Consider the following 26,476-nt stretch of genomic DNA (forward strand, 5'->3'; position numbering starts at 1 on the left):
CAAAATCTCTGGCGTTACTTGTCGTCGAATTTTTCGTTGATGACGTCGCGGTATTCGCGGTCGGAGGCGCGGAACAGGAAGACGAAATAGCCGATCAGCACCGCCGCCATGATGATCAGCGTCGGCCAGTCGATGATGTAGTGGAAGCGGTTCTGGATGATGTCGTGCGCGGTCTCGGGCGTATAGCCGAGCTTTTCCCAGATCGAGGCCATGGTCGGGTTCTGTCCGAGCGCCTCCCAGGTCTTGGCGTCGAGCGCGTCGATGGATTTTGCAGCACCGGCGAGGCCCAGTTTCAGCGGCAGCCACAGCGCCACGAAAATAGCGACCACGACGACGACGATATCGAAAATCTGCCCGGCCTTGCCTTGTTCCGGCGGCGTGTAGCGCGACATGTCTTCTACCCCTCAGGACGTTCTATTTTCAGGACTTGCGGTTGCGGGCCGCGTCGGCGTTCTTGATGTCGAGACCGTAGATGAAGTCCTTGTCTTCCTTGTAGTGATTGATCATCGCCAGAATGGCGGCCGTGTTGAAGATCAGCACGGCGGCCGCCGCGACGGCGACGACGATCTTGATCCCGCTGTCGGGGATGTAGGGCCATGTCATGATGAGCACGAAGAGGATCGTCGCCCACAGGCAGACGATCAGGAGCGCGGATCCGCGCACGTCGGAACGGTACAGCGCTTCGATGCGCTGCTGCAGGTCTGACATCGGTTTTCCCCTTTATTCCAACGCCGGCTTCCGAATTGGCCGATCGTTGCCCTCTTTCAAGAGAGTGAAATTTTTTTCATAAATTCAATCCGATTTGCGGAATTGTCAAGACGAATTTACGTTTGGTTAACCGGTCATTTGGTGTGGCAAATTTTGCCTGACAATGAAATTATTTGCTTACGGGTATTGCAGCGCCCGAACGTTTGCGATCAATATTCGCTCAAAGCTCCCGCCGCAGCGCAGGGGGCAGGGAACACAATTGAATTTTCGAACGGAGGATTAGCGGATGACGGCATCCTGGAGATTTTCGACCCTGGCGGATCGCCATCGCGCGCTCGGCTCGAAGCTCGAAGACTGGAGCGGCATGGGTACCGCCTGGACCTACGACAAGGATGCCGACGAGGAATACACCGCCATCCGCACCAAAGCCGGGCTGATGGATGTGTCGGGCCTGAAGAAGGTCCACATCACCGGGCCGCATGCCTCGCACCTCATCGATCTCGCCACCACGCGCGATGTCGAAAAGATCTATCCCGGCAAGTCGGCCTATGCCTGCATGCTGAACGAGGCCGGAAAATTCACCGACGACTGCATCCTCTACCGCACCGGCCCGAACGCCTGGATGGTGGTGCACGGCTCGGGCACCGGCCATGAGGAATTGCAGCGCGCTTCCGTCGGCCGCGACGTCTCGCTGCGCTTCGACGACAATCTGCACGATCTGTCGCTGCAGGGGCCGACGGCGGTCGATTACCTCGCCAAGCACGTGCCGGGCATCCGCGATCTCAACTACTTCCATCACATGCAGACGCAGCTGTTCGGCTTTCCGGTGATGATCTCGCGCACCGGCTATACCGGCGAGCGCGGCTACGAAATCTTCTGCCGCGGCCAGGATGCCGGCACGATCTGGGACAGGATTCTCGACGAGGGCAAGAGCGCCGGCATCATTCCCTGCCGCTTCACCACGCTCGATATGCTGCGCGTTGAAAGCTACCTCTTGTTCTATCCCTACGACAATTCGCAGAAATACCCCTTCGAGAACGAAGGCCCCGGCGACACGCTATGGGAACTTGGCCTCGACTTCACCGTCAGCCCGGGGAAAACCGGTTTCCGCGGCGCCGAGGAGCACTATCGGCTGAAAGGCAAGGAACGCTTCAAGATCTATGGCGTTCTGCTCGACGGCAAGGAGCCGGCCGACGAGGGCGCGCCGGTCTATCGCGACGGAAAGAAGGTCGGCGTGGTGACCTGCGCCATGTATTCGCCGCTGGTCAAGAAATCGATGGGCATCGCTCGCCTCGACGTCGATTGCGCGGTCAAGGACACCAAGCTCGAAATCCGCAACAAGAGCGGTTCGATCAAGGCGACGGCGCAGCCGCTGCCCTTCGACGATCCGAAGAAAACCAAGCGCACCGCCAAGGGCTGAGGCATTATCGACAGCGAGGGGATTTAGGGCACAAAGAGAGAATGGCAGCCAAGACGATCATCAGCCGGCCCATTTACGGAACCCTGTCTCCGCAGCCCGGCAAGCATCATCTTTTTCTGGCGGATGCGGAAGGCGCGCTGGCGATCGTTGATATGGCAAAGACGGCCCCGCTTGGTTTCTTCGATGGGGCCGAGATCGTCTTCATTCCTGGTCCCGACGGCAAGCACGTTGCCGTTCTTGAGGCATTGAAGCCCGCGCAATTTCACGTCGCGCCGTCCTTCGCCAGCCTCTTGCCGAGGCTGAAGCAGACGCTGGCCAACGCTCATATGGGCCTGCGCCTCTATCTCGCTGGCACTGAAGGACTGATCGGCCAGGCCATGCAGGTGGCGCTCGAAGCCGGCATTGACCACACCTCCATGCAGACCGAGCATCGCGGCTCGCTGGCGCGGCGCATGCAGTGCGTGCACTGCAAGGGCATCACCGAAAACGTGACGACGCAGCCGGCGACCTGTTCGCATTGCGGCCTGCTGCTTCTGGTGCGCGACCACTATTCAAGGCGCCTCGCCGCCTTCCAAGGCGTCTGCATCAACGCCGAGGATCGCTCAGAAATTCCTCCGATGGAGGAGGCTTTCCCATGAGCACCGGCACCACCAAGCTCGATGTCGTGGTCAGCGATGTCGTCCCGGTCAACGATCTGGTCACCCGCTTCCATTTCCGCCGCCGTGACGGCGAGCTGTTGCCGACCTTTTCGGGCGGCGCCCATGTCGTGGTCGAGATGCGCGACGGCGACCGCACCAGGCTCAATCCCTATTCGCTGATGGGCTCGCCGCTCGACACGCGCGAATACACGATCAGCGTGCGCCGCGTCGATGCCGGCCGTGGCGGCTCGCTGTTCATGCACAGCAGGGTCCACGCCGGCCTGGAGATGGTGATCAGCTATCCGGTCAATCTGTTCTCGCTTGACCTCCGGGCAAAGAAGCACCTGATGCTTGCGGGCGGCATCGGCATCACGCCGTTCATGGCGCAGACCGCGCAGCTCGCGGGCTCGGGCGGCAATTTCGAGTTACACTATACATGCCGTACCGCGTCGCTCGGCACCTATGCCGATGTGCTGCAGGAGCGCTATGGCCGCCGCATTCGGCTCTACCACGACGACCGCGAGGAGCGCATCGAGCTCGACCGGCTGCTGACCTCCCAGCCGCTTGGAACGCATCTCTATGTCTGCGGCCCGGCCGGCATGATCAACTGGGTACGAGCCCGCGCGGCAGAACTGGGCTGGCCGCCGGAGACCGTGCACTACGAGCATTTCGCGGCACCGCAGCCCGGCCTGCCGTTCGACGTCACACTTGCCGTCAGCGGCAAGACTATCCGCGTCGGCGAGCAGCAGAGCCTGCTCGAAGCGATCGAGGCGGCCGGCGTCGATCCGCCCTATCTCTGCCGCGGCGGCGTCTGCGGCCAGTGCGAGACCAATGTCATCTCGTATGACGGCAAGTTCATCCACAACGACCACTGGCTGGGCGAGGAAGACCATCGCTCCGGCTGCAAGATCATGCCGTGCGTGTCGCGCTTCGAAGGCAAGTCGCTGGTCTTGGAGCGGTAGGAGGAAATCATGGGCATCACCTTTCGCAAGGAAACGTTTCGCGACGATTTCACCTTCAAGAACAGCCCGGAGCACATCAGGCGGTTTCCGTTTCCGTTCCACGAAGACAGCTACATGTATGCGGTCAACATTGAGCCGCATGTCGTCGGTCCCAAGGGCAGCGTGCTGGAAAACCTGATCGACGTCGACGAGCACTATGTCGCCGAGATGCAGGACCGCGCTTTGGTGCTGGCCGAGGACCCGCTGCGCTGTCAGTCGCTGCCGCATATGACGCTGGCCGGCTGGGACCTGCTCGAACTCCTGATGGAGCAGCAGGCGCTCGGCTATCCCGAGCATTTCACGCTGACCCGCGACGGCGACCGCTGGCGCTGGATCAACCGGCCGCTCGGCATCGACGACACCTTCACCTTCGGCGACACCTCGACGCTGCCCTACGGGCCGATGGAGTACATCACCCGCCAGAGCCAGGGCGATTTCTGCATCCTCGACCAGCGCGACGGCAATCTGTGGATGGACGCCGGCATGGTCACCACCCAGGCCGACTGGTCGCTCGATTTCGACATCGGCATGAACTTCTTCGAATGGCATGCGCCGGTGCCGCTGGCGCATGAGAAGGGGATTTTCGTCAGGGCGCTGAAATTCCTCACCAACATCCAGCAGGGCAAGCCGGCGCGGCGGCTGAACTGGACGATGACCATCAATCCGCGCCTCGACACCAGCCCGGAAAACTATCACAAATGGGGACCGGACCGCACCACGGTGACGCCCGAAAATGTCGGCGACAAGGTGCATCTGCGCGTCGAATTGCAGAGCTTCTGGCGCCTGCCGCGCTCCAACGGCATCGTCTTCCCGATCCGCTGCTACCTCATCAAGATGGACGAGCTGGTGACGCAGCCGAAATGGGCGCGGCGCCTGCACCGCGTCCTCCGCGACCTGCCGGAAGAGCTCGCCACCTACAAGGGCCTGACGCGGTACAGGCCGACGCTGGTGGAATGGCTGTCGAAGCTGGATGATGGCAGCGCGACGAGCCCGGGGTTTGGGCCGGACTAAAAGACCCCCTCATCCGGCCGCTTCGCGGCCACCTTCTCCCCGAGGGGAGAAGAGATCGCCAGCGCCGCCTCCTCTCCCCTCGGGGAGAGGTCGGATTGCCCCGAATTGCTCTTGCAATTCGGTTGGCAATCCGGGTGAGGGGGGCTTCGCTACCCCGCACTATTCTGCGGATAACAAATAATCGACAGGTACCGCATCGGCAGCTTTGTCAGCTGCTCCGGTCCATGCGGCGCGTCGGCGTCGAAGAACAGGCTGTCGCCCGGCTTCATCGGATAGAGGTTGCTGCCGTGGCGGTAAACCACTTCACCCTCCAGCATGTAGAGGAACTCCATGCCTTCATGCTGGAAGGTCGGGAACACGTCCGAATCCTCGGTCAGCGTGATCAGATAGGGCTCGACGACGACGCCGCTGGTGTTGGAGCCGATATGCCCCAAGAGATTGTACTGGTGGCCGGCGCGCGTGCCGCGGCGCTCGACATCGAGGCCTTCGCCGGCTTTGACGAAGACGGCGCTGCGCTCTTCCTCGAAGCGGCGGAAGAAGGCGGTGACGGGAACGCCAAGCGCTCTGGACAGCGCCTGCAGCGTCGTCAGCGACGGCGAGGTGATGCCGTTTTCGATCTTCGACAGCATGCCCAGCGAAATGTCGGTGGCAACGGCGAGATCGGCGACAGTGATGCCGAGCTTCTTGCGGAAGGCGCGCACCTCGCGGCCGATCGCCACCTCCAGCACCTTTTCGCGTGTGTCGCGGACGGCATGCGGATTCTGTGTCAGCGGCGTGCGGATGGTCTTCCCGTCCACCGAGACTTTCGCCAGCGGCTTTGCCTTGGCCGGATCGGCGCCGGGCTTGAGATCGGATGCTGTCTTCGCCATGTCGCCGCTCCCAGGAATCGCAGATTTATTTCACTCAAGGTGAACATATTCGCTGCCGATACAGAAACGCAACCGCGACAGCAAGCCCTTAAGTCGAATGGTGTCGGGTCCGGATTTGCGCTGCCATCGGTTTTTGCCGAAAATCCGCTGGGACGAAACGCGGTTTCGCCACAAGCCCTGTTGACAGCATCGAAGGGGCAATTACTGTCACTGTGAGTGAAATTTGTTTCGTAAGAGCAATCCTGGGAAAGCGTGAAACGGTTTTCCCGCAGGAATTGCGTCAAAAGTTGAAATGAGACCGGGAGGCCTGCCATGAACACTCGCGTTGCCGTCATTGGAGCCGGGCCCTCCGGCCTGGCCCAGCTCAGGGCCTTCAAGTCGGCCGAAGACAAGGGCGCCACCATTCCTGAAATCGTCTGCTTCGAAAAGCAGTCCGACTGGGGCGGCCTGTGGAACTACACCTGGCGCACCGGCCTCGACGAACACGGCGATCCTGTCCACGGCTCGATGTACCGCTACCTCTGGTCGAACGGACCGAAGGAATGTCTGGAATTCGCCGACTACACATTCGAGGAGCATTTCGGCCGGCCGATCGGCTCCTACCCGCCGCGCGCCGTTTTGTGGGACTACATCAAGGGCCGCGTCGAGAAATCGGGCCTGCGCAAATGGGTGCGTTTCAATAGCCCGGTGCGCATGGTGACCTTCTCGGACGTGACGAAGAAATTCACCGTCACCGCGCATGATCGCACCAACGACGTCACCTACTCCGAAGAATTCGACAATGTCGTCGTCGCCTCCGGGCATTTCTCCGTCCCCAACGTTCCCTATTTCGAAGGCTTTTCGACCTTCAACGGCCGCATCCTGCACAGCCATGATTTCCGCGACGCGATGGAGTTCAAGGGCAAGGATATCCTGATCATCGGCCGTTCGTATTCGGCCGAGGACATCGGCTCGCAATGCTACAAATACGGCGCCAAATCGATCACCTCCAGCTACCGCTCCAAGCCGATGGGCTTCAAATGGCCGGAGAACTGGAAAGAGGTGCCGCTGTTGCAGAAGGTCGTCGGCAAGACCGCGCACTTCAAGGACGGCACCACCAAGGACGTCGACGCCATCATCCTGTGCACCGGCTATCTGCATTCCTTCCCCTTCCTCACCGACGATCTCAAGCTCAAGACCGCCAATCGCATGTGGCCGCTCGACCTCTATGAGGGCGTCGTCTGGGAGAAGAACCCGAAACTGTCCTATATCGGCATGCAGGACCAGTTCTACACTTTCAACATGTTCGACGCCCAGGCGTGGTTCGCCCGCGACGTCATCATGGGCCGCATCAAGCTGCCGTCGTCGCAGGCGATGGCCGAGCACAGCGCAAAATGGCGCGCCCGTGAGGAGACGCTCGAAGACGCCGAACAGATGATCTGGTTCCAGGGCGACTACACTAAGGAATTGATGGACCAGACCGACTATCCCGGCTTCGACGTCGAGGCTGTCAACCAGACCTTCATGGAGTGGGAGCACCACAAGGCCGAAGACATTATGAGCTTCCGCGACCACGCCTACCGCTCGCTGATGACCGGCACCATGGCGCCGCTGCATCATACGCCCTGGCTGCAGGCGCTGGACGATTCCATGGAGAGCTATCTCGAGGTCAAAGGGGTGGCGGCCGAGTAGAGGCGGTATCGCCCTGCCTATCCCAGCCTCGCCCGCGCCTTCGCCGTCCAGGCGTTGAACAGCCGGTCGGCGACGATGCCGATGAAGGCGATGGCGAGACCGGCGACAATGCCACGGCCAGAATCGGCCTTGGACAGCGCGATGAACACCTCCTGGCCGAGATCGCGCGTGCCGACCATGGCGCAGATGATGATCATCGCCAGCGCCATCAGGATGGTCTGGTTGACGCCCAGCATGATCTCCGGCAGCGCCAGCGGCAGCTGCACGCGAAAGAAGGTCTGGCGCGGCGTGCAGCCCGAAACCTTCGCCGCTTCGATCAGCGCAGGCGGCACTTGCCTGATGCCGTGATTGGTGTAGCGGATCGCCGGCACCACGGCGAAGGCGATTGTGGCGATCATGGCGGTGACGTCGCCGACCCGGAACAGCATCACCACCGGAATGATGAAGCAGAAGGACGGCAGCACCTGCAGCGTGTCGATGATGGGCGTGACGATCTTTTCGAAACGGTCGCTGCGCGCGGCCATCAGGCCAATCGGAATCCCGATCAGGCAGGCGATGAAGGCCGAGATGCCGCAGAGATAGACCGTCGCCATGGTCTTTTCCCAGAGACCGGTGATGGCGCAGAAAGCGGTCAGCGCAGCGACGAGAGCCGCCAGACGCAGGCCGCCGAGCTGATAGCCGGCGAGGCCGAGCAGGAACACCGCACCCAGCCACGGAAAGCCTTCGCAGAAGGCGCGCAGCGGGTTGAGCACATTGAGGATCAGCGCCACGCGAAACGCCTCGATCACGTCGAAGAAGTTGATCGTTATCCAGTTCACCGCCGCCTTCCACAAAGGCGCGGTGGTGAAGGTGATCGCCTTCGGCACCGCCGCGAAGGCAGGCACATAGAGACTGAGCAGCGTGGTGGCGGCAAGGATGGCGAGCGCCAGCGTCAGATGGGGATAGCGCCGCCAGAAGACCGGGCTCACCGCCTGATGCGTCTGGCCTTTCGCCTGCTTGTGGGCGATGGCCTGGCTCAGCCGGTCGAGCGCGATAGCCAAAGCCACGATGGCAAGGCCGGCTTCCATCGCTTCGCCGACCTTCAGCGCGCGCAGCGCGAGCAGCACGTCGTAGCCGAGGCCGCCGGCGCCGATCATCGAGGCGATGATCACCATGTTCAGCGCCAGCATGATCACCTGGTTGACGCCGACCATCAGCGTCGGCCGCGCCGAGGGCAGCAGCACCCGCCACAATTTCTGCCGCGCCGTGCAACCGGCCATCTCACTGAAATCATCGATCTCGGACGGCACGCGCGACAGACCCAGCATCGTCGCCCGCACCATCGGCGGGGTGGCAAAAATGGCGGTGGCGATCATCGCCGACACCGGGCTATTGCCGAACAGGAGCAGCATCGGGATGAGGTATGCAAAGGTCGGGATGGTCTGCATCAGATCAAGGGCAGGGGAGACGATCAGCCTCTCGGCCCACGGCTTGCGCCACGCCCAGATGCCGGCAAACAGGCCGGTGACGATGCAGAACGGCACCGCGATGGAAATCAGCGCCAGCGTCAGCATGGCGCTCGTCCACTGGCCGAACAACGCAATGTAGAGGAAACAGCCGCCGACCAGAATGCCGAGCTTGCGGCCGCCGACGGCATGGCCGGCGATGAAGGCGACAGCACAGACGCCGACCCAGGACAGTCGCGGCAGCACATAGGCGTCGGCGCCGTGGCCGATCTTGAAGCTCTTGGCGAGCAGATTGAGCGCGAAATCGAGGGGAACGCCGAGCACCGCGGTGATCGAGCGGGTCAGCCACGACAAGTTCGACTTGATCCAGCGCATCAGCGCGCTGACCCAGTCGGCGACCGGGACAACCGCCTCGGCCGGATAATTGACCGCCCAGGGCAGTTGGTCCTGCAGCAGGAACACCACCAGCACGGCGGCAAGCGCGAGCGCCCAGACCAGCAGCCAGCGCTGAACCGGCGGCCTCGTTTCGCTGGCGCTTGCCGTTACCGTCATGCGCCGGCTCTCGGTTTGTCCAGACCGGCCAGCAGCCCGATCACCGCTTGCGGCGTCACTTCGCCGATTGGCTTGCCGGTGCCGTTGACCACGGCGAACGGTTTGCCCGATGCAACGATGCTGGCCGAGAAGCTGGCGATCTTGGCATCCGGCGAAACCGTCCCGCCATGTTCGGCGCCATCCAGGGCACGCATCAGGCTGCGGGCGGAAATCACCTTGGCGCGGTCGACGTCGCGGGTGAATTCGGCGACATAGTCGGTCGCCGGATTGACCACCAATTGCTCCGGCGTGCCGATCTGGATGACCTCGCCATCCTTCATGATGGCTATGCGGTCGGCGAGCCTGATCGCCTCGTCGAAATCATGGGTGATGAAGACGATGGTCTTGTGCAGCATGGTTTGCAGCCGCATCAGCTCATCCTGCATCTCGCGGCGGATCAGCGGGTCGAGCGCCGAGAACGGTTCGTCGAGAAACCAGATCTCCGGCTTGGTCGCGAGACTGCGGGCAATGCCGACGCGCTGCTGCTGGCCGCCGGAAAGCTCGCGCGGATAAAAATGCTCGCGGCCACGCAGGCCGACCAGTTCGATAACCTCGCGCGCCCGCGCTTCCCGCGTCGGCCGATCCTGGCCCTGAATACTCAAGGGGAAAGCGATGTTCTCCAGCACATTGAGATGCGGCAGCAGCGCGAAATTCTGGAACACCATGCCCATGCGATGGCGCCGCAGTTCGATCAGCGCGGCATCGGAAATCTTGAGCAGATCGTTGCCTTCGAACTCGACCTTGCCGTGGGTCGGCTCGACCAGCCGCGACATGCAGCGCACCAGCGTCGACTTGCCGGAGCCCGACAGCCCCATGATGATGAAGATCTCGCCCTGGCGTATTTCGAGATCGACGGCGCGGACCGCGCCGACCAGTCCGGCGGCAGTGACATCGGCCATGCTGGCCTTGCCGTCGCGCTCGCGAATGAAGTTCGCGGCGTTCGATCCGAACAGCTTCCAGACATTGCGGCAGGCAAGCTTTATCGGCCGCGCATCCTTTGGCGTGCCAACTGCCTGCGGTTCAGTCGCTTCCGTCATCCAATGGTCCTTCTGGAAAATAGGGAAATAGACCCGGCCGCTACGGCCGGGTCTGGCTTCCAGTCGGAACGATCACTGCGCCCAGGCTTTCCAGTCGGCCTCATGGGCGGCGATCCAGGCGGCGGCGACTTCTTCAGGCGTCTTGCCGCCGAGGTCGATCTCGCCGCTCATCTTGTTGAGCTCGTCGGTGTCGACCGTGTAGGCCTTGGCCACTTTGTAGGCGACCGGCCATTTGTCCTCCATGCCCGACCAGGAGTATTTCCAGATCTCGCCATGCGGCTTGCCGCAATCATATTTGGCGTCGGGGTTCGTGCCCCATTTCGGATCGGTGTAGCACTCCGGCGTGTATTCGGGGAATTGCACCCATTCGCCCTTGTACTTGGCCGGCGCCCAGTGCGGCGAATAGATCCACAGCATGATCGGCGCCTTGCGCTGATAGGCCGAGTCCAGTTCGGCGAACATCGCCGCGTCGGTGCCGGCATGGATGACGGTGAAGGGCAGCTTCAGCGCCTCGACGCGCTCGTCGTCAAAGCCTTCCCAGGTCACCGGGCCGCCGAGATAGCGCCCCTTCGGTGCGGTCTCCGCTGTCGAAAAGGCCTCGGCGCATTTCGGGTCCTTCAGCGCTTCCCAATTCGGCAGGCCCGGGCATTTCTCCTTCATGTATTCGGGAAACCACCATTCTTCCTTGGCCTTCGGTCCGAGCTTGCCGAGCCGCTCGGTCTGGCCGGTGGCGTCGGAGGCCTTCATCGCTTCGCCGGCCGTCGTGTCCCAGAATTCCAGGCCGACATCAATGTCGCCATTGGTGAGGCCGGTAGTCAGGCTGGAGAGGTAGTCGGCGGTCGGATATTCGACGGTGTAGCCGAGTTTTTCCAAAATGCCGCCAAGGATCTTGGCGTTGAGGTTGACGCTGGTCCAGTCGAACAGCGCGATCTTGATCGGGTCGTTGGATTCAGGCGCGGCCGCTTGCGCCGCCGGTGTCAGTACACTTGCCGAGGCAAGTGCGAAGGTTCCCATTGATAGTCTCGAAATCACACTGCGAAATGACATGCTTGTTCTCCTGTCAAACCATGTGGAAGTTCTTAGTCGTTCCCTTCTTGCGTCTTTTCTTGATTGTGTTGGAAAGGCGGGTCGTTACGCAAGCTCGTTTGCGCCATACCATCTCCATGGCCGCAACCGGCGCAGGCGAGATGGTGCTCAATCTGGTGGTGGTATGGTGCTGGATAGGCCCGCGTCATGGCATCGCATGGATTGCTGCGCGAGCAATCGTCAACGAATCGATCGCCGCTCCGGCGGCGCTCTGTGACTTCAGAGCCATCAAGGTCCCATGATCTCGGCCGGCGAGCCCCATCCCCACCAAGGCCGTTTCATGGGATGAAATTATATATACCAACGTTCATGCGGCGCAACGGCTGACGGCTCGTGCACTGCGGAATTTCAGACTGGTCGATTGCCAACCGCCAGAGCTGACTTCACGACATGATCAGGCCGCCATCGACATTGATCGTCTGGCCGGTGATGTAGGTGGCGTCGTTGCTGGCGAGGAAGCTGACCAGGCCGGAGACATCCTCGCCGCTGCCGGCGCGGCCCATCGGGATATTCTTCACCCACTCGGCCATCAACTCTCCGGGCTTGTAATCGCCCATAAGCTTGCCCCATGCGGCGTCGTTATAGGCCCACATGTCGGTGTCGATGATGCCGGGGCAGATCGCGTTGACGGTAATCTTTTCCTTGGCCACTTCCTTGGCCAGGCTCTGGGTGATGCCGACGACGCCGAACTTCGACGCCGCGTAATGCGGCGTGTAGATGAAGCCTTGCCGTGCTTGGCCTGATGCCGTGTTGATCAGCCGGCCGCCATCGCCATGCTTGCGGATCCGGGCGATCGCTTCCTGGCAGCACAGGAACACGCCCTTGGTGTTGACTGCCATCACCTTGTCCCACTCGGCCTCGGTCATCGCCTCGATTCGGGCGATGGTGATGATGCCGGCATTCTGCACCGAAATGTCGACGCGGCCGAACTCCTTCTCGGCGAGGTCGTAAAGAGCGGTGACCTCATCCTTCTTGGTCACGTCCATGCGCATCGATGCGACCTTGGCGCCCGCTGCTTTAAGGCTGGCGGCGACCTCTTCGACGCGGGCATCGATGGCGCTGACCACGACCGCAGCACCTTCCGCGGCGAAGCGCTTCGCCATTGCCGCGCCGATGCCGCCGCTGGCCCCGGTGATGACAGCCGTCTTGCCTTCAAAACGCTTCGGCACTTTTGTTCTCCTACCAGCAGACAAAACCGCCATCGACGATCAGGTCGATGCCGGTGACGAAACTCGCGGCGCGACTGGCCAGGAACACGGTCGGGCCGACCATCTCTTCCGGGGTCGCCATACGCCCCATCGGCGTATCGCGCTTGAATATCTTGATCTGTTCGGCGACCTCCGGCCGCTTGTTCATCGGCGTCAGCGTGTAGCCTGGGCTCACCACATTGACGCGCAGGCCGCGATCGGCCCACTCCATGGCGAGGCTTTTCGACATGTGGATGACGGCCGCCTTCGACGAATTGTAATGCGCCTGGGTGAGCCCGCGATTGACGATCGAGCCGGACATCGAGGCGATGTTGATGATCGAGCCCTTGCGCCGGGCCAGCATGGCGCGCGCCTCCGCCTGGCAGGACAGGAACACGCCGCTGACATTGACGTCGTAGATCTTCTGCCATTTTTCCAGCGGCAGCGTTTCGGCCGGTTCGGCTCCGGCGATGCCGGCATTGTTGACGGCAATGGTCAGCGCGCCGAGTTCTCTCTCCGTGCGCGCGACCGCCGACGCCAGGTCTTCCTCCGACGTCACAGTGCCGGTCAGCACCAGCGCCTTGCGGCCAAGTGCTGAAATCTTGTGTGCCGTCTCGTCGAGCCCGCCCTTGGATGTGTGACCGAAACAGACGACATCGGCGCCTGCTTCAGCCAGACCGATTGCGATCGCTTGCCCGATGCCGCTGCCGGCCCCTGTCACCAGTGCGACGTCTCCGTGAAGATCGAATAGTTTCATTCGTCGGTCCCTCTGCTCCAACCACCGGCCGTCTGAAATGAAGGGGCGCCAGTCCTTGCTGGCGCCCCGCGCGGTCGATCCTTGGGAGGATATCACCTGCTGCGCGTTATTCTAGCTCGTGGCGAGTTCCATCACCGCGACATTGCTGGCGTCGCTGCGGTCGAGAATGCCGCGCTGGCGGCCGCGGCTCAGCACCAGCACGCGGTGCGACAGTCCCAGCACTTCCTCGAGGTCGGAACTCACCACCACCACCGCCATGCCCGAGCGGGCGAGATCGGCAATGACGTCGTAGATTGCCGCACGCGCGCCGACATCGATGCCGCGCGTCGGCTCATCGAGAATGAACACTTTTGGCGGCCGCGACACCCATTTGGCGATGATCACCTTCTGCTGGTTGCCGCCGGAAAGCTTGCTGACCGCCTGGCCAGGCTTGCCTTTGACGCCGAGCCTGGCGATGCCTGCCTCGGCAAATTTCTGCACCGCCTTCGGAAACACCCAGCCCTTCGGCGCGACATGGTCGAAATTGCCGAACGCCAGATTCTCGCCGATCGTCTGGTCGAGCACTACGCCCTGCGCCTTGCGGTCTTCCGGCACCAGCACGACGCCGGCCTTGATCGCCGCCGCCGGCCCGCTGAGATGCACCGGTTTGCCGGCAACCCGCACCGAGCCCGACGAGATCGGATCGGCGCCGGCGATGGCCCGCACCAGTTCCGTGCGGCCGGCGCCAATCAGCCCGGCGATGCCGAGAATCTCACCGGCTTTGACCGTGAAGGAGACATTGTTGAAACTTCTCTCCGGCGAAGACAGGTTCTCGACCTCGAGCAGTGTTTCCTCCCGCGGCGGCGACAGATGCGGAAACATCCGCTCGACCGAGCGGCCGACCATCTGCTCGACCACGGTGCGCACGGGAATGTCGGAGCGTTCGTGGCGGGCGACGATGCGTCCGTCGCGCATCACCACCACGCGGTCGGCAATCTGCGCGATCTCATCGAGACGGTGGCTGATGTAGATGAATGACATGCCTTCGGCCTTGAGCTTGCGGATCTGCTGGAACAAAAGCTCCGTTTCCTCACCGCCAAGCGCTGCCGTCGGCTCGTCGAAGATCAGCAGTTCGGCGTTCAGCGTCAGCGCCTTGGCGATCTCGACCTGCTGCTGGGCGGCGATGCGCAGCGTGCGCACCTTGCGCTCGGGCGAGACGTCCAGGCCAAGGCGCTTCAACTGCGCCGACGCCTTGGCGTTCATCTCAGCGCGGTCGATGCGGCCGCCGCGCATCGGCAGGCGCCCGACATAGACGTTTTCCGCCACCGACAGATCCGGCAGCAGCTTCAGTTCCTGATGGATCATGCCGACGCCGGCATCGATTGCCGCGGCAGGCGAGGCGGGGGAGTAGGGTTTCCCCCGCCAGATGATGGTGCCGGCATCGGGTCTGATCGAGCCGGCGATGATATTGGACACCGTCGACTTGCCGGCTCCGTTTTCGCCGAGCAGCGCCACGACCTCGCCCGGCCGCACCTCGAAGCTCGCATCGGCCAAGACCTGGACCGGTCCGTAGCTCTTGCAGAGGCCGTTGACGAAGAGCCCGTTATGCGGGCTTTCGCTGTGGCGAGGGGCAGTGGACATCGTGGCGCTCTCTTGACCGGTGCGAGCTGTTAGGGGTGCTTGGCGATGAACTGCTCGACATTGTCCTTCGTGGTCAGCGTCGCATCCTGCAACTGCTCGGCCGGAATGCTTTCGCCAGCCACCAGCTTGATCGCCGCGTCGACGGCGAGCCTGCCCATGCCTTGCGTCTGCTGCGTCGCGGTGACGTCGAACACGCCGTCCTTCAGCGCCTTCAGCGCCGCCACGTCACCGTCGAAGCCGGCAACCCAGACCTTGTGGCCGGGATTGGCGACCTTGACCGCCTGTGCCGCGCCCAGCGCCAGCGCATCGGCCTGGCCGATGACGATGGAGACATCGGGATGCGACTGCAAAAGGTCCTGCGTCAGCTTGAAACCTTCGTCCTGGTGCCAGCCTTCGCTCCACAATTCGCCGACCACCTTGATGTTGGGATAGGCCTTGAGCGCTTCGCCGCAGCCCTTCGAGCGGTCGACTTCCGGCGTCGTGCCCTTCTGGCCGTGGATGATGATCAGCTCGCCTTTGCCGTCGGCCTGCTTGGCGATGTAGTCGCACACGGCCTGCGCCGAGGCGACGCTGTTGGTGGCGATGAAGGTGTCGCCCGGCGCGCCGTCGGCGTTGCGGTCGACATTGATCACCGGGATGCCGGCGGCCTTGGCGGTCTTGGTCGGCACGGTGGCGGCGGTGGCGCCGGCCGGAATGTAGATCAGCGCATCGATGTTCTGCGTGATCAAATCCTGCACCTGGCTGACCTGCGTTGCCGAATCGCCCTTGGCGTCGACGGTGACGATCTCGATGCCCTTCTCCTTGCCGTAGGCTTCGACCGACTGCTTGATCTGGTTGAAGAAGTCGGCCTGCAAATTGGCGACAGCGAGGCCGAGTTTCTTGGCCTCTTTGGCCGAGGCCATGTCAGTCAGGCCGAGCAGCGGAATGATTGCGGCCGCGGCAAGCAGCAGTGAACGTTTGGTCAGCATGTGTTTCCTCCGTTGATAGTCAAACTGTCCCGCCAGCGCATCGCGCCCCTTGGAACATCCCAGTTTCGGATCGACCGATCCGTCTATCGCCCGGACGCTCCGGGCGAATTCCTCATTGAGCTCGCCGACGCCAGGTGTCGGTCGCGACCGCCAGCGCGATCACCACGCCGATCACCACCTGCTGGATGAAGGGCGAGACACCGAGCAAATTGAGCCCGTTGCGCAGCACGCCGATGATGAGCACGCCGACCGCGGTGCCGCCGATCGAGCCGACGCCGCCCGACAGGCTGGCGCCACCGATCACTACGGCGGCGATGGTGTCGAGCTCATAGCCGAGGCCGGAGCTCGGCTGCACCGAATCGAGCCGCGCCGCCAGCACGATGCCGGCAAGCCCGGCGAGCACGCCGCAGATCGCGTAGACCCAGTTGGTCAGCGACTTCACCGGAATGCCGGAGAGCCGCGCCACCTCGGCGCTGCCGCCGATGGCGTAAAGGCTGCGGCCGGTGGCGCGGTAGTTGAGGAAGATGGCGAAGATGATCGCCAGCACCATCATCAACCCGACGGTGACCGACAGGAAGCCGAAATGGCGGATGATCGACAAGTTGGTGAACCAGTCGGGGAAGCCGACGATCTGCGAGCCGTCGGTGATCATGTTGGCAAGACCGCGCGCCACCGACATCATCGCCAGCGTGGCGATGAAGGGCGGCAGCCGGGTGACGGTCACCAGCAGGCCGGACACCAGTCCGCAAAGGCCGGCGACGACCAGTCCGGCGATGACGCCGGCCGCAAGGCCGAGATTGAGATAGTCGGGGTGGGCGACGAAGCCCATCACCATGGCGGCAAGCGCCAGCACCGAGCCGACCGAGAGATCGATGCCGCCGATCAGGATGACCAGCGTCATGCCGATCGCCATGATGCCAAGCACGGTGATCTGGTCGAGCACGTTGAGGATGTTGCGAACGGTGAGGAATGTGTCGGTGGTCAGCGTCAACGCCAGGCAAAGCAGCGCGAGTCCGATCAACGGTCCCATGGTTCCGGCGAACAGCGCCGAAAGCTTTGTACCCGTCGCGCCTTGAGCGCCGGGCGCGGCTTTCAACTCGCCAGCCTTCGACTCGCTTGCATCATTGCTCACGGCCACTTTGTCTCCTCCGTCAGCGAAACGGCGATGGCCTGCCGTCCGCTCTTGTTCACCAGGCACCTCCCTGTGAACAATTTATCTTTGATATGCAATTTTGTTCAGCTAAGCTTTTCGTTAGAAAATTGTCAAGTGCCGTCGCGCCATGCAGACGGTTTGCGCCACCTGGGGGTTTGTCCTAGGGAAGGCCAGGGGCGGCACTCTGCGGAAAAGATTCCGAATCTGCCGTGGGAGGGCAAAAAGATGGCAACCGTCGAAAACGAGAAGGCCCCGCGCTTCCCCGATGCCGAGCTGAAGGCCCGTGCCGCCTGGCATTACTATGTCGAAGGCCTGACGCAGGAGCGGATATCCGAGATCCTCGGCGTCGGCCGCATCAAGGTGCACCGCATTCTCTCCGCCGCCCGCGAGGAGGGCATTGTCCAGTTCCGCATTCGCGACAGTGTCGTCGAATGCGTGCAGCTTGAGGAAAGTCTGAAGCAGCGCTTCGGGCTCAGCCAGGCCGTCGTGGTGCCGTCGGCCGCCGACCGCAGCAACGCGCCGCTGATGATCGGCCACGCCGCCGCCGCCTATCTCGCCGACAACGTCAATGCCGGCGACGTCATTGCTCTGGGCTGGGGCCGCACGCTGAAATTCGCCATCAACGAGTTGCCGAGGCGACCGATTGCCAGAACCACCGTCGTCTCGATGCTCGGCGGCCTCACCCATGCACAGCCGCTCAACCCGACCGAAAGCGCCTGGGAATTCGCCGAAAAGATCGGCGCGGAATGTTTCCTGCTGCCGGTGCCGGTCTATGCCGACAAGCCCGAGCAGCGCGATGCCTTCATGAGCCAGCGCAGCGTCCAGGACGTCGTCTTCCGCGCGCGTCGGGCCAACATTGCCGTGCTCAGCGTCGGCTCGTTCTCCAACGACAGCCCGATCGCCAATTACGGTTTCATCAAGCCGAGCGAGCTCGAGGAATTGCAGGCGGCGGGTGCTGTCGGTGACATCCTCTGTCACTTCATCGACGCCGAGGGCCGCCCGGTCGACCACGAGGTCAACCGCCGCGTCTGCGCCTATCCGCTGCAGGAACTGTCGGACATCCCGAACATCATCCTGGTCTCGGGGGGGCAGGAAAAGGTGGCCATCATGCGCGCCGCGCTGGCCAACACCAAGATCGCGGTGCTGATCACCGACGAGGACGCCGCCAAGGGCCTGCTCAATCGCTGATCCTCGATGCCCCGGAACAGTGGCAGCGATTTTCCGTCAGGAACCTGAGAAAAAAGTCTTTTCAGAATTCGCAAGCCTTGGGGCGCTTCTCGTAGGACCAGTCCTTCAAGGGCACCGGTTTGAACTTGCCCTTGATCGGCCGGCCGGCCTCCAGGTCCTTGGAGACGGTGGCCTTGCCGGTGAGATAGTTGATGTCGCAGCCGCCCAGCGTGGTCTCGACGGTCCCGTCGGCTTTCTGCTCGCCCGAGTCCCAGCTTCGGCTGTAGCCGCCGACCAGGAACTTGCCGCGGCGATAAACGACGGTCAGCGTCTCTTCCGTAGATTTGCTGGCGCCGCAGCCGAAGCAGGAGGTGATGACAAGCGATCCCTTGCCTTTCCTTCGAGCGCAAGAATCCGGTCCTCCGTCAGCGCCTTCTTGACGAAACTCGGCTTGCGCGAAGGGTCGAGCCTGCCGTCACCGGCGGCAAGATAGATCGAGAGATCCGCTTGCCCGCTGTTGGTATCTTGCGCGATGACGGCCCGGTCCGTACGGCCGTCATTGTCCAGGTCGACGGAGACCTCAAGAGACGGTTCGTCTTGCGCGCGCCGCCGTTGGAGCTGTCGCAACAGCGACGATCAAGGGCAGGGCCGCAAGGTGGAACGCTGCTTTCATGAGCCCGCTGAGCTTAGTACTGGCCAGACAAGACGCAAATCCGGTAGCTTCAGCCCGGAAGCGACAGGTCGACCCGGAAGCGACAGGTCGACCTCAAATCGCGCCAAGCCGCGCATGAATATCGCGCGTCGCGTGATAAAGGTCGCGATAGATCGCCCTGCGCGCCCGGTAAGCCGGTAACAGCGCCATGTCCGGATCGACACGTCTGGCGGGCGCCGCCGCCATCGCCTTGGCCGCGTCTTCCGGTGAGGCAAACCAGCCGATCGCCGAAGCCGCCAGCATGGCCGCGCCAAGTGCGGCCGCCTCGTTGACCGGCGACACGAGAAGCGGCCGCTCGAGCACGCTGGCCATGATTTGCATCAGCAGCCCCGAATTGGTGCCGCCGCCGGCGGCAATCATCTCCGTAGGCTTGCCGCCGCTCTCGCCTTCCATCGCCTCGCTGGCAATGGCTTGCTCGAAAGCGATGCCTTCCAACGTCGCGCGGAAGAGATGCCTGGGCTCATGGTTGAGCGACAGGCCGACGACAGCGCCTCGCGCCGCGCCATCCCAATAGGGGCTCATCACGCCGGCCCAATAGGGCATGACCAGCAGCCCGTCACTGCCGGCCGCGACATCGACCGCAAGCTTCTCCAGTTCTGCCGCGGAAGAAGCGCCTGTGGTGCGCACGATCCAGTCGACCAGTTGCATGCCCGAGCGCAGCACGGTCTCCAGCATGAAGCCGGAGCCGGTCGGCGAGACCAGCGTGCGAAACGCGTCCGATGTGGTGACCGCGCCGGAATAGCAGCCGCTGACGACGCCGGAGCCGAGCGAGAGATAGCTCTTGCCGGCGCCATAGACACCCATGCCGAGGCCCATAGCCTGGCCGTCGCCGGCGCCGGCGACGATTGGCGTACCGGCCTTCAAGCCAGTCAGCTGCGCAATGCTTTCGGCGAGTCCGCCGCAAATTTCACCGGGGCCAATCAGCGCCGGCAACTGCTCGGGTCTGAGTCCCGCGGCCGCGGTGAGTTCAGGGCGCCATTCTCCTGTCGCGACGTCGAGCAGGCCGAGCGGATCGGCGCTTGCCGTGCTGGTGACGAGATGGCCGGTCAGCCGATGGACGAAGAAGCCGTGAACGTCGACGAGCGCGGCGGCGCTGTAGAGCACCTGCGGCTGGTGCTCCGCCAGCCAGGCGATGGCATAGAGCGCCGGTGTGGGATCCGGCGGCTTGCCGCTCCAGTCGCGGATCGCTTCGCGGCCGAGCTCGGCCGACAGTCGAGCGACCTGCGGCCGCGCGCGCTCGTCAAGCCACAGGATCGCCGGAATGAGCGGCTTGCCGGCATGATCGATCAGGGTGAAGCTCTCGCGTTGATGAGCGATGGCGATCGCTGCTATGCGCGCCGCTCCTATCTTGTCGGTGACCTGCTGCAGCGCACTGATGAGGGCTGCCCACCAATGTTCGGCATCCTGTTCGAAATGGCCGGGCTTCGGATTTGAAAGCGGATAGGTTTCGCGCGCCTGGAAAAGCTCCGTGCCGTCGCGCGCGAAAGCAATCGCCTTCACCGCCGTCGTCGAGGCATCGATCCCGATAACGACATCGTCCATCACAGCTATTCCCGAAGGTTCAGGCAGCGTTGGTCACGAACCGTCCGTCCGACTGGTCGAGACGACGGCGGATCTGCGTTATCACCATCGAATCGTCGGGTACACAATTTTCATAGGTGAGGAAGTCGCCTTTTCTGATCGGCTTGACCACCTTGGCGCGTTCGGCAAGCCCGAGCGGCAGCGCCCCCTTGGCGCGCGCGTCCTCCCAGGTCATGGCGAAGCCGCGATAGTCGGTCTCGCCGATCATGCCAAGCGATTGGCCCGTGCCGAGATCGCTCTTGGCCACCGCCACCGCTTCGGCAACCGGATGGTCGAGCGGTTCCATATCCGCGCGCTTGTAGACCACGGCGCGCGCCGCCGACAGCGGCACTTCCAGGCTGGTCAAATGATAGGGCCGGAAGATCGTGAAATAGGGGCCTTTGCCGACCTTGAGGTCGATCATCCGCTCCATGACGCGCGGATGCCGGGTTTCGATGACGCAGAACACGCCGGGCGCTACGCCCTTGCCGATGGAATAGTCGACCACGCCCTTGCGGTGCAGCACGCCGCCATCTTCGCGCGGGCAAAGCACGCTGGCCAGTTCCTCCAGCGTTGCCGTCGGGCCGTGCATGCCCGGCACGTCGGGCACCAGCCCCGTGGCGTTGGCGATCGCCACCATCTCGATCGCCGTCTTGGAGCCGTCGACGAACTCGACCAGCATGCGCGCATTCATGTTGCGCTCGGCTGCTTCCTTGGCGTAGTCGGCCGGCATGGCGTCGAACTTCAGCGGGTTGTTCTTGCCCTTGCCGGCGGCGATGATGTTGAAGCCGAGGCTGCGGGCAAAGCCGATGATCTCCAACGTGCAGGCAGGTTCGTCGCCGGCAGCACCGGTGTAGACGACGCCGGCCTTGCGCGCCTCTTCCTTCAGGAAGCGGCCGATGGTGATGTCGGCTTCGACATTGAGCATGACGATGTGCTTGCCGTTCTTCATCACTTCGAGGGCAAACAGCGTGCCGATGTTGGGATTGCCGGTGGCGTCGATGATGACGTCGATACGGCCGGCCGCGGCCAGCGCGTGCAAATCCTCGGTGACAGCGATCTTGCCGGCCTCGATGGCGCGGTCGATGGCGGACGCATTGGCCGCCTGGACGATGTCGGAGCGGTCATGGCCGGCAAGCAGGGCGGCATCGATCGCCGCCTGTGGCCGAACCTCGGAAATGGCACCGATCCGCATGCCCGGCATCAACGCCACCTGGACGACGATGTCGGTGCCCATCTGACCGGCGCCGGCGAGACCGATGGTGATTGGCCCTTGGGCTTCAGCGCGCTGCAGAAGTTCCGCTGCAAATTGCGGATGGGCCATATCGCTTTCTCCAGTCATGACGCGCCGCAGCGTCAAATCATCATTTTGAACATTCCTATTTCCATTTGAAAAATATTTCAACCGGCAAATGGGGTAATGGCTGCAGGGACTCAAAATCTCCCACGAAGGGTTCGTGGTGGTGAGAACCTTTGATGCTGGCGGGAATAAGGGGGCGCGAAGGATCGCTACGGCGGTTATTTCGCACCGCCGGCGAGAAGTGCCCCTCAGTCTTGACCTCGACGAGGGGTCGGCGAGAACCCGTCGAGTTAGCCGATCGCCCAGACGTAAAGGGCTTCCAGCCGGTAGTTGATCTGCCTTGCCTTGACGCGTTTGATCTTCATCTCAGCCGATCTCGAAGAATGGTTTGCCAAGCAGGCTCGGGTCGACATCGATGCCGAGGCCGGGTCCGTCGGGAATGCCCATATGACTGCCGGTGACCGGCGGGGCGTTTTTTGCTGTGCGCACCGTCACCCATTCGTGGAAGGCAATGGCGTGCAGCCGGCGTTCTTCCGGCGTCGACAGCGACAGATGTGCCATCGCCGCGGTATCGATCTCGGCGCCGCCCGTATCCTCGACGGTGATCATGAAGCCCAGATCGACGGCGCCGTCGCGGATCTGCCGGGTCCTGGTCACGCCGCCCAGCCGCGAGATCTTCAGCGTCAGCCCGTCGGCCGCGCCCAGGCGGTAAATATCCAGCATAGCCTCGAGCGAAATGACGCTCTCGTCGAGCACCATCGGCTTGTCGAGCATGCGGCGCACCGACATGTTCTCCTCGATCGTCGTGCAGGGCTGCTCGAATGTGTAGTCGATGCCGCGCGTGGCATCGGCGAACTGCCGTGCCTGGTAGGGCGTCCAGCCGGCATTGGCGTCGCAGAAAATGACCGTGCCTTTCGGCACGGCAGAAGCGACGGCCGTCACCCGGTCGATGTCGTCATGCACGTTACCGCCGACCTTGACCTGCAGGCGGCGGCAACCCTCGGCGATAATCCTCTTGGCCAATGCCGCCATCTGGTCGAGCGTGCCGTGGGTGACGACGCGGTAGGTCTCCGCCATGTCGCTCTCGCGGCCGCCAAGCATCGTCACCAGCGGTACGTCGGCGGCACGGGCTGCCAGGTCCCAGCAGGCCATGTCGAGCGCCGACTTGATGTAGGGATGGCCCTTGAACACCGTGTCCATCAGCCGGCCGATGCCGGCGAGGCCGCGTGGATCCTGGCCGATGAGGTGCGGCGCGATTTCTACCACGCCGGCGCGCGTGCCGGCCGGAAAGGCGGCCGAATAGAAATTGCCGAGCGGCGCCATCTCGCCCCAGCCGGTCACGCCGCTGTCGGAGGTGATGGCGACGATCACCGCGTCGAAGCAGTCGGCGACGCGCCCCTTGGACATGCGGTAGGGCCCGTCCACGAAGGGCTGCACGACGCGATAAGCCTTGATGGTTTTGATCTGCACGTTGTCTGTCCGTTGTCGCTTGGTGTTGAGGAGGGTCAGCCCTTCGATGTGCGCTGTTCGAGGCCGCGCGCGTAGGCGAGCAGCTCTTCGAAATCGAGGTCGATGTGCTCACGGGCATGGCGCTGGGCGGCGCGCATGTCGGCGCCTTTCAAGAGCCGCACATAGGTCTCGTGGACATCTTCCGCCGGCACCGGCTCGTTGCGGGCGCGCTGGTGCAGGGCAAAGTACATTTGCAGCCGGCTGATCAGCCGCTGCCAGGTTTCCAGCAGCACCGAATTGTCGGCCCATTCATAAATCAGCCCGTGCAGTTGCAGCGCGGTTTCGATCTGGCGCGTGGTGTCGAGCGCCCGCGTCGCCTGCTTCACCGCCTCGTGGCGGCTGTCGAGCTCGTCGAAGAAGCGCTGGTCGCGCAGCTTCCAGGTGCGTTCGATGGCGAATTCATCGAGCACCTTGTTCAGCGAATAGGCGTCGTCAATGTCCTTGGCGGTGACATCGATCACAAACGTGCCGGCATAGGGAATGCTGGTGAGAATGCCTTCCTGCACCAGCTCGCGCATCGCCTCGCGCAGCGGCGCGCGGCTGACCCGCATCTGCTCGGCGATCCTGAGTTCGTTGAGTTTTTGCCCGGGTTCCAGCTGGCCGGTCAGGATCGCGCGCCTGAGCAGCGCGACGATCTCGGCGCGGCGTGTCGTGTCCGCGATCGGACCGAAATCCAGCTTGGCCATGTCGCCACTCCAGTGAGAGCCTGGAACAAGACAAGCAGATTGTCGACAATCCTACAAGAGGCCCTTCCGGATTCTTGTAGCGGGTGGCGTGTCAGCCTTTCGGCCTCATGCTGCGCGGGCTGGGCACTGCCCTTCGTCAGCGAGTCATGGCGCGCGCCGATCTGGAAGCCGCGCAACTGATCGCACTCTCGTCCGTCTCGATGCGTCTCGGGCATCCTTATTGCGCGTTCATGCCGCCGGCCAAGGCCGACCGCGCCGATATCGCCGCTCTGGTGGACCTGCTTACGAAAAACGGCGCCCCAGGCGTATGATAAGGAAGCTCGTTTCGACCGATTTCAGGTTTAGGCCATGATTCAAGATATCCGGGTTTTTGGCGCCATTGCGGTCCGCCCCGCCGTCCTTGCTCTCATATCTCAGTTCGAAACGACCACAGGATTCACAGTCGCGGTCAAGTGGGAGCTCAATCCGACAGTAAAGAAGCGGATTGAGGCTGGGGAACCTTTTGACCTCGTCATCATCAATCCGAACCTGGTTCAGGATCTGGCCGCCTTGGGAAAGGTCAAGGCGGGAAGCCAGGTGGCGTTTGGCCGGGTAGCAATGGGGGTGGCGGCCAAGGCAGGCGGTCGACCGCTCAACATTGGATCCGTGGAAGCATTCGAACATGCATTGAAGAGCGCCAGATCAATCGCCTACGCCAGTGAAGGAACCAGCGGCGGCTATTTCTCCGGTTTGCTGGAACGCTTGGGAATAGCGGATGAGGTCAAGCCCAAGCTAGTGGCTATACCAGGGGGGCAGACAGCAGCGGCCGTAGGTCGTGGGGAAGCCGAGTTGGGGGTCGTTCCCGTGACTTCGATTCTCGCCGCCGCTCCCGAGGTCATGCTTGTCGGTCAGTTTCCGGCAGAACTCCAAAGTTACATTGACTTCGCTATTGGCATCAGCGCCGATTTAACGGACGCAGAAGCCGTCAGGCAGCTGTCGGAATTTCTGATGTCGACAGCCGTTGATGACATCTTGGCGGCAAAGGGCGTCGAGCGCTGCAAAAAGCGTGCTTGATCAGCAGCGATCGGCTCACCGCCATCGCCTGAAGAGCGGTTCTTGACGATCCAGGCGAAAGTCCGCTTGAGTCACCATTGATTTTAGACTCCCGGTAGAGCTGCTCACGAAAACGGCGCCCTCGGCGTGGGTGCCGAGGGCGCCACAGAACCGGGGCTGATGGGGGTTATCAGCTGGCCGGTTTTTCCTGAGGCAACGGCGAGATCGGCATTCCTGGTCCGATCTTCTGCAGATTGCCCGTTATCACCTGGTCGCCTTCGGCAACGCCGGTCAGCACGGCCACCAGATCGCCGCTGTTCGCGCCAAGCGTGACGATGCGCTGGTCGACCGTGTTGCCCTTGCCGACGACATAGACATATTTGCCGAGCTGGCTCGAACCCAGCGCCACCTGCGGCACCATCAGTGCATCGGGCTGCTGCCTGATGTGCAGCCGCACGCGGACATACTGGCCCGGCAGCAGCGAGAACTTCGCATTGCCGATGGTGGCGCGCGCCGTGATCGTGCCGGTCGAGTGGTCGACCGTGTTGTCGATGAAGGTGAGTTCGCCTTTCTGGCTGGCCTTGGTCTCGCCGGGCAGCAGCACCTCGACCTCGATCGGGCCGGCCGCGCGGGCCTGCTCGATTTCGGCCAGGTCCGTCTCGCTCGGATTGAAGGTGACGTAGATCGGGTCGAGCTGCACCAGCGTGTTCAACACCGTGCCGGCAACGCTGACCAGCGTGCCGACGGATGCCTGGTTGCGGCCGACGCGGCCGGCGAACGGGGCGTGGATTTCGGCGTAGCTCAAATTGAGCTCGGCGGTCCGCACCGCCGCCTGGTTGACGGCAAGCGACGCCTCGGCCTGGCGCAACGTGCTGGTGCGCTGGTCGAACCCGTCCTTGGCCAGATAGCCGCTCTTGGCGAGTTCGGAACCGCGGCCGAGATTGGAGCGCGCATAGTCGAGGCTCGCCTGGTCGCGCTGCACTGCGGCCTTGGCCTGGTCGAGAGCCGCCTGGAAGTCGTTGGGCGAGATCTTGTAGAGCAGGTCGCCCTGACGCACATCGGCGCCGTCTTCAGCCGTCTGCTCCTCGAGATAGCCGGGCACGCGGGCCTGCAGCGTGACGCTGCGGATCGCCTCGATGCGGGCGGCGTAGTCGAGATAGATCGGGATGGTCTTCTTGACCACGCTCGCCACTGGCACCGGCATGACGAATGCCTCTGGCGCGGGCGTCGCTGCCGCCGTGCCGGCATTGAGGCTGAGATTGCCCATGTCGAGGAAGTGAACGCTTGCTACCGAGATCGCCCCCAGGGCGACGGCCGTTCCCAAAGCTATTTTCCATTTACGCATTTT

At 62.9% G+C, this 26,476-nt stretch carries 25 protein-coding genes; 9 read left to right on the forward strand and 16 right to left on the reverse strand.

Going from position 1 to position 26,476, the window contains the following annotated elements:
• Positions 1-14 precede the first annotated feature (14 nt).
• Positions 15-392, reverse strand: a complete 378-nt coding sequence (locus JQK88_RS18375) for a hypothetical protein (protein ID WP_023668545.1) — start codon at positions 390-392, stop codon at positions 15-17.
• Between the two features lie 28 nt (positions 393-420).
• On the reverse strand, positions 421-708 hold the full coding sequence (locus JQK88_RS18380) for a hypothetical protein (RefSeq protein WP_192256115.1): 288 nt from the start codon (positions 706-708) through the stop codon (positions 421-423).
• Positions 709-994: 286 nt separating this feature from the next.
• Between JQK88_RS18380 and JQK88_RS18385 the strand changes: the two genes are divergently transcribed.
• The 4 genes from JQK88_RS18385 to JQK88_RS18400 are packed head-to-tail and all read left to right on the forward strand — an operon-like array spanning position 995 to position 4,778.
• The gene (locus JQK88_RS18385; RefSeq protein ID WP_027041338.1) at positions 995-2,128 is read left to right on the forward strand and encodes an aminomethyl transferase family protein; all 1,134 of its coding nucleotides are present in this window, start codon (positions 995-997) and stop codon (positions 2,126-2,128) included.
• A gap of 41 nt (positions 2,129-2,169) precedes the next feature.
• Positions 2,170-2,766, forward strand: a complete 597-nt coding sequence (locus tag JQK88_RS18390) for a dimethylamine monooxygenase subunit DmmA family protein (RefSeq protein WP_192256117.1) — start codon at positions 2,170-2,172, stop codon at positions 2,764-2,766.
• Entirely contained in the window at positions 2,763-3,728 is a 966-nt protein-coding gene (locus tag JQK88_RS18395; RefSeq protein WP_203279042.1) for a PDR/VanB family oxidoreductase, read from the forward strand. The genes JQK88_RS18390 and JQK88_RS18395 overlap by 4 nt, the downstream gene beginning before the upstream one ends.
• A 9-nt stretch (positions 3,729-3,737) precedes the next feature.
• A complete protein-coding gene (locus tag JQK88_RS18400; protein WP_203279043.1) occupies positions 3,738-4,778 on the forward strand; it encodes a heme-dependent oxidative N-demethylase family protein in 1,041 nt (346 codons plus the stop codon).
• Positions 4,779-4,927: 149 nt separating this feature from the next.
• On the opposite strand, the gene JQK88_RS18405 is transcribed toward JQK88_RS18400, so the two are convergent.
• Complete coding sequence (locus JQK88_RS18405; RefSeq protein WP_203279044.1) at positions 4,928-5,647, reverse strand: helix-turn-helix domain-containing protein; 720 nt, start codon at positions 5,645-5,647, stop codon at positions 4,928-4,930.
• A gap of 312 nt (positions 5,648-5,959) precedes the next feature.
• Between JQK88_RS18405 and JQK88_RS18410 the strand changes: the two genes are divergently transcribed.
• Positions 5,960-7,318: a trimethylamine monooxygenase gene (locus JQK88_RS18410; protein ID WP_192256125.1), complete on the forward strand. Its 1,359-nt coding sequence runs from the start codon at positions 5,960-5,962 to the stop codon at positions 7,316-7,318.
• 17 nt (positions 7,319-7,335) lie between these two features.
• Here JQK88_RS18410 and JQK88_RS18415 read toward each other — a convergent pair whose 3' ends face one another.
• From JQK88_RS18415 to JQK88_RS18425, 3 genes are all read right to left on the reverse strand, one after another.
• Positions 7,336-9,315: an ABC transporter permease gene (locus JQK88_RS18415; RefSeq protein WP_203279045.1), complete on the reverse strand. Its 1,980-nt coding sequence runs from the start codon at positions 9,313-9,315 to the stop codon at positions 7,336-7,338.
• Positions 9,312-10,391: a quaternary amine ABC transporter ATP-binding protein gene (locus JQK88_RS18420; RefSeq protein ID WP_112565734.1), complete on the reverse strand. Its 1,080-nt coding sequence runs from the start codon at positions 10,389-10,391 to the stop codon at positions 9,312-9,314. Before JQK88_RS18420 ends, JQK88_RS18415 begins: the two co-directional genes overlap by 4 nt.
• A 72-nt stretch (positions 10,392-10,463) precedes the next feature.
• On the reverse strand, positions 10,464-11,438 hold the full coding sequence (locus JQK88_RS18425; protein ID WP_203279046.1) for an ABC transporter substrate-binding protein: 975 nt from the start codon (positions 11,436-11,438) through the stop codon (positions 10,464-10,466).
• A gap of 98 nt (positions 11,439-11,536) precedes the next feature.
• On the opposite strand from JQK88_RS18425, the gene JQK88_RS18430 reads away from it, so the two are divergent.
• Positions 11,537-11,719: a hypothetical protein gene (locus JQK88_RS18430; protein ID WP_192256130.1), complete on the forward strand. Its 183-nt coding sequence runs from the start codon at positions 11,537-11,539 to the stop codon at positions 11,717-11,719.
• A gap of 141 nt (positions 11,720-11,860) precedes the next feature.
• Here the strand turns inward: JQK88_RS18430 and JQK88_RS18435 are convergent, their stop codons facing one another.
• The 5 genes from JQK88_RS18435 to JQK88_RS18455 form a co-directional block, all read right to left on the reverse strand.
• On the reverse strand, positions 11,861-12,646 hold the full coding sequence (locus JQK88_RS18435; protein ID WP_312037301.1) for an SDR family oxidoreductase: 786 nt from the start codon (positions 12,644-12,646) through the stop codon (positions 11,861-11,863).
• Positions 12,647-12,656: 10 nt separating this feature from the next.
• Complete coding sequence (locus JQK88_RS18440; protein ID WP_281401924.1) at positions 12,657-13,442, reverse strand: SDR family oxidoreductase; 786 nt, start codon at positions 13,440-13,442, stop codon at positions 12,657-12,659.
• A gap of 90 nt (positions 13,443-13,532) precedes the next feature.
• The gene (locus JQK88_RS18445; RefSeq protein ID WP_203279047.1) at positions 13,533-15,041 is read right to left on the reverse strand and encodes a sugar ABC transporter ATP-binding protein; all 1,509 of its coding nucleotides are present in this window, start codon (positions 15,039-15,041) and stop codon (positions 13,533-13,535) included.
• A 29-nt stretch (positions 15,042-15,070) separates the two neighbouring features.
• Complete coding sequence (locus JQK88_RS18450; protein WP_203279048.1) at positions 15,071-16,009, reverse strand: sugar ABC transporter substrate-binding protein; 939 nt, start codon at positions 16,007-16,009, stop codon at positions 15,071-15,073.
• Between the two features lie 112 nt (positions 16,010-16,121).
• Entirely contained in the window at positions 16,122-17,105 is a 984-nt protein-coding gene (locus JQK88_RS18455) for an ABC transporter permease (RefSeq protein WP_192256831.1), read from the reverse strand.
• A gap of 282 nt (positions 17,106-17,387) precedes the next feature.
• Between JQK88_RS18455 and JQK88_RS18460 the strand changes: the two genes are divergently transcribed.
• Positions 17,388-18,350, forward strand: coding sequence for a sugar-binding transcriptional regulator (locus JQK88_RS18460; protein WP_192256140.1), 963 nt, complete (start codon positions 17,388-17,390; stop codon positions 18,348-18,350).
• Positions 18,351-19,095: 745 nt separating this feature from the next.
• Here JQK88_RS18460 and JQK88_RS18465 read toward each other — a convergent pair.
• From JQK88_RS18465 to JQK88_RS18480, 4 genes are all read right to left on the reverse strand, one after another.
• Entirely contained in the window at positions 19,096-20,583 is a 1,488-nt protein-coding gene (locus JQK88_RS18465; protein WP_203279049.1) for a xylulokinase, read from the reverse strand.
• A 19-nt stretch (positions 20,584-20,602) separates the two neighbouring features.
• Positions 20,603-21,925 carry an NAD(P)H-dependent oxidoreductase gene (locus JQK88_RS18470; RefSeq protein ID WP_203279050.1) on the reverse strand — a complete coding sequence of 441 codons (1,323 nt, stop codon included), beginning with the start codon at positions 21,923-21,925 and terminating at the stop codon, positions 20,603-20,605.
• Positions 21,926-22,267: 342 nt separating this feature from the next.
• Positions 22,268-23,371 (reverse strand): mandelate racemase/muconate lactonizing enzyme family protein, encoded by a 1,104-nt coding sequence (locus tag JQK88_RS18475; RefSeq protein WP_203279051.1) that lies wholly within the window; start codon positions 23,369-23,371, stop codon positions 22,268-22,270.
• A 35-nt stretch (positions 23,372-23,406) separates the two neighbouring features.
• On the reverse strand, positions 23,407-24,096 hold the full coding sequence (locus JQK88_RS18480; RefSeq protein WP_203279052.1) for a GntR family transcriptional regulator: 690 nt from the start codon (positions 24,094-24,096) through the stop codon (positions 23,407-23,409).
• A gap of 146 nt (positions 24,097-24,242) precedes the next feature.
• Between JQK88_RS18480 and JQK88_RS18485 the strand changes: the two genes are divergently transcribed.
• Both JQK88_RS18485 and JQK88_RS18490 read left to right on the forward strand, forming a co-directional pair.
• Positions 24,243-24,407 carry a hypothetical protein gene (locus JQK88_RS18485; RefSeq protein WP_246501734.1) on the forward strand — a complete coding sequence of 55 codons (165 nt, stop codon included), beginning with the start codon at positions 24,243-24,245 and terminating at the stop codon, positions 24,405-24,407.
• Between the two features lie 37 nt (positions 24,408-24,444).
• On the forward strand, positions 24,445-25,149 hold the full coding sequence (locus JQK88_RS18490; RefSeq protein ID WP_192256152.1) for a molybdate ABC transporter substrate-binding protein: 705 nt from the start codon (positions 24,445-24,447) through the stop codon (positions 25,147-25,149).
• A gap of 169 nt (positions 25,150-25,318) precedes the next feature.
• On the opposite strand, the gene JQK88_RS18495 is transcribed toward JQK88_RS18490, so the two are convergent.
• A complete protein-coding gene (locus tag JQK88_RS18495) occupies positions 25,319-26,473 on the reverse strand; it encodes an efflux RND transporter periplasmic adaptor subunit (RefSeq protein ID WP_192256154.1) in 1,155 nt (384 codons plus the stop codon).
• Between the last annotated feature and the right edge of the window lie 3 nt (positions 26,474-26,476).

This window comes from Mesorhizobium caraganae (genome assembly GCF_016836705.1).
Classification (GTDB): domain Bacteria; phylum Pseudomonadota; class Alphaproteobacteria; order Rhizobiales; family Rhizobiaceae; genus Mesorhizobium; species Mesorhizobium caraganae.